At 66.3% G+C, this 2,952-nt stretch carries 3 protein-coding genes; 1 reads left to right on the forward strand and 2 read right to left on the reverse strand.

From position 1 onward, the window contains the following. Positions 1-1,152 (reverse strand): hypothetical protein (locus tag WCB02_RS00745; protein WP_423955249.1); only part of this gene is annotated, 1,152 nt, incomplete at its 3' end. A gap of 75 nt (positions 1,153-1,227) precedes the next feature. Between WCB02_RS00745 and WCB02_RS00750 the strand changes: the two genes are divergently transcribed. Further along, the gene (locus WCB02_RS00750) at positions 1,228-2,436 is read left to right on the forward strand and encodes an MFS transporter (protein WP_423955251.1); all 1,209 of its coding nucleotides are present in this window, start codon (positions 1,228-1,230) and stop codon (positions 2,434-2,436) included. On the opposite strand, the gene WCB02_RS00755 is transcribed toward WCB02_RS00750, so the two are convergent. Continuing rightward, on the reverse strand, positions 2,406-2,952 hold a 547-nt coding region (locus WCB02_RS00755; RefSeq protein WP_423955253.1), incomplete at its 5' end, for an enolase C-terminal domain-like protein. The two genes, WCB02_RS00750 and WCB02_RS00755, sit on opposite strands and share 31 nt — an antisense overlap.

Below are 2,952 nucleotides of genomic sequence, written 5' to 3' on the forward strand. Positions count from 1 at the left end.
CACCATGGGTTCGATCAGCGGCCGGGTCGAGACGTAGAGGTCCTCGTCATCTGCCAAGGGATGCTCTTCCGCCGCGGCCGGATCGACCGCGGCCATTTCGATCGCGACCAGCTTCAGCACCGCCTCGTCATGCGCATCGGCGCTGGCATCGGGAGTCTCGGCGTCACGCGCATCGACCTGATGCGTATCGGCCTCATTCCCATCGGTTCCATGCAGGCCCGCGTGATGAACTTCCGCATCATGGACAGCAAAATCGTGATTCTTGTCGGCTTGCCAAGAAACTTCAGCGGGCGCTGGAGTTACCCGGGTCGCTTCGACCGGCGCTTCGGCCGTCTCAACCGGCGCACGCGCCGTTTCAACCCGTTCTTCAACGGTGCTGACCGCCACGACGTCCAGCGCGCTTGCGGCCGCGGTTTCCGGCTCGCTGGCCGCAGCCGGGGTAACGACCGCTTCGGCGCTGTCCTCAACGGCCGTCGCCTTGATTGATTCTATCGCGGCAGCGGGGGCAGTATCGATATGGACGACGTCGATGTCGTCGTCTGCGCCCACGAATGGCGGCGGAGGGGAGTCAGGGTCCTCGACGTCCGACGCGGCGGTCTCGTCGTTTTCGCTGAACCCATCGATCTTGGTCTTGATCAGATCGAAGGCGCTGTCCAGCGCCGGTTTGGCATTGAACTGGCCGATCTGCCCGCAGCCGGCCTCGATGGCGCCGACCTGGGAATCGATCAGGTCACAAATCCGACCGTCAGCACCGATCTCGCGCCAACGCCAGGAGATTTCCTTGATGATCCGCACGCCCTTGCGGATCGGTGCCAGACTGTCCTCGAGCCGCAGGCCGTCCAGAGCCCGCAAGGCCGCTTCTTCCGCCAGTTCCACCGCGGTCTTGATTGCGGCCAACGCCTCCGGGAGGCGGTTGTCGGCAGCTGGCTGCTCCGGTTGCTGTCGCTGCGCGGCCAGCGTCTCCTCGATCCGCGCCACCGCATCGAGCACCATGCTGGTGTCGGCGTTGCGGTTGCGCTTGGCGTACTCGCCCAGAAACCAGCGGCCCCGCGAGGTCTCCATGAAGGCTTCGCGGATCGCGTCGTAATCCGCCTCGCTCGGCTGCACCGGGCGGGCGGCTAGTGGCGATAGGGCAAATGCTTCGTCGGCCATCAGAGACTCATCACGCAAATCACCGCGCGTTACGATAACGATCACCACGATATCAAGCGAATCGCAATTGAATTGATGCCGCCCGAATCACAAATCCCCATCGCTGCGCGGAACGCGTCGCGCCGGTTCGCCGGTTCGCTCGGGCTGTTTTACGGTACCTCGTTCGGGTTGCTGGGGACCCATCTGCCGTTCTTCCCGGTCTGGCTCAAGGCCGTCGGGATCGAGGCGTCGTGGATCGGCGTCATCATCGCGGTTCCGGCGGTGACGCGCTTCACCGTGCTGCCATTCGTGACCGCCTTCGCCGAACGCCGTCACGCCTTGCGCGGTGCCTTGATTCTGGCCGCCTTCGTGACCTTGCTCGGCTTTTCTCTCGTCGGCAGCCAGCATCAGGCGGTTCCGGTCTTGCTGCTCTACGCGCTGACCTGCTGCCTGTGGACGCCGATGGTACCGCTGACCGACGCCTATGCGCTGCGCGGCGTGGCGCGTTACGGGCTCAACTACGGCCGGCTGCGGCTCTGGGGTTCGGCGGCGTTCGTGGTGGGCGCGCTCGCATGCGGGCTCTTGGTCGACGTGATTGCGGCCTCGCAGCTGATCTGGGTGATCGTCGCGTTGGCCTTGCTGGGGGCCGCGGCAAGCCTCAGCCTGCAGCCGCTCGACCGGCCGGCGAAAGCCGTCGGCCACGTCCATGGCGGCAGCGCGCTGCTGCGCGATCCGCGCTTTCTCGCCATTATTGTCGCCGCCGCGTTGATTCAAGGCAGCCACGCCGCCTACTACACGTTCGCCTCCATCAACTGGCAGGCCCATGGGCTCGACGGGCTGACCATCGCTGGCCTATGGGCGCTCGGGGTCTGTGCGGAAATCGTCGTGTTCGCGCTATCGGCGCGATTGACCTGGCCACCGGCCATCCTGGTTGTGATCGGCGCGTTGAGTGCGGTCGCGCGCTGGTCGATCACCGCGCAGGAACCGGCGGTGCCGGTTCTCGCGGTCGTTCAGCTCGCGCATGGACTGACCTTTGGCCTGACGCAGGTCGGCACCATGGGCCTTCTGGTGCGTCATGTGCCGGCGCATGTGATGGCGCGGGCGCAGGGCTATCTTGCCGCGTGCAGCGGCATCGTCAATTCGAGCGCGGCGATCCTGTCGGGCGCGATCTATGCCCGTTACGGGCAGGGCGTCTACTACGTGATGGCCGTGATGGCAGGCTCGGGGGCCATGCTGATGTGGCTGGTGCGGCAGAGGCTCAAAGGGATGATGGATCATCCCCATAACTCGGTCTCCGGCGGATAGACCAGGCTGCCGTCATAGTGCAGGCCGCCGTCGCGGTCGCGCGCCAGCAGCAAGGGTCCATCGAGATCGACGAAACGGGCTTGCGGCGTCAGCAGCATGGCCGGCGCCATCGACAGCGACGTCGCCACCATGCAGCCCACCATGATGTCGAAGCCGAGCGCGCGCGCCGCATCCGCCATCGCGAGCGCCTCGGTCAATCCGCCGGTCTTGTCGAGCTTGATGTTGACGGCGTCATAGCGCTCTCGCAGCGCCTCGAGCGAACTGCGGTCATGCACGCTCTCATCGGCGCAGACCGCGACCGGCCGGCGGATGCGCGCCAGCGCGTCATCGTGTCCCGCGGGCAGCGGCTGCTCCACCAGGGTGACGCCGGCCTCGGCGCAGGCCGCAAGATTCGGCTCCAGATTGGCCGGGGTCCAGGCTTCATTGGCATCGACGATGAGTTCGGCCGCAGGCGCGGCGCGGCGCACGGCGGCGATGCGTGCGCCGTCGCCCTCGCCGCCGAGCTTGATCTTGAGC

Origin of the sequence: Bradyrhizobium sp., assembly GCF_049581145.1 — a bacterium.
In the GTDB taxonomy this organism is placed as follows: Bacteria; Pseudomonadota; Alphaproteobacteria; order Rhizobiales; family Xanthobacteraceae; genus Bradyrhizobium.

Excerpts from the sequence above, each read along its gene's own strand:
- WCB02_RS00750 (WP_423955251.1), top strand. The coding sequence starts at position 1,228 with ATGCCGCCCGAATCACAAATCCCCATCGCTGCGCGGAACGCGTCGCGC.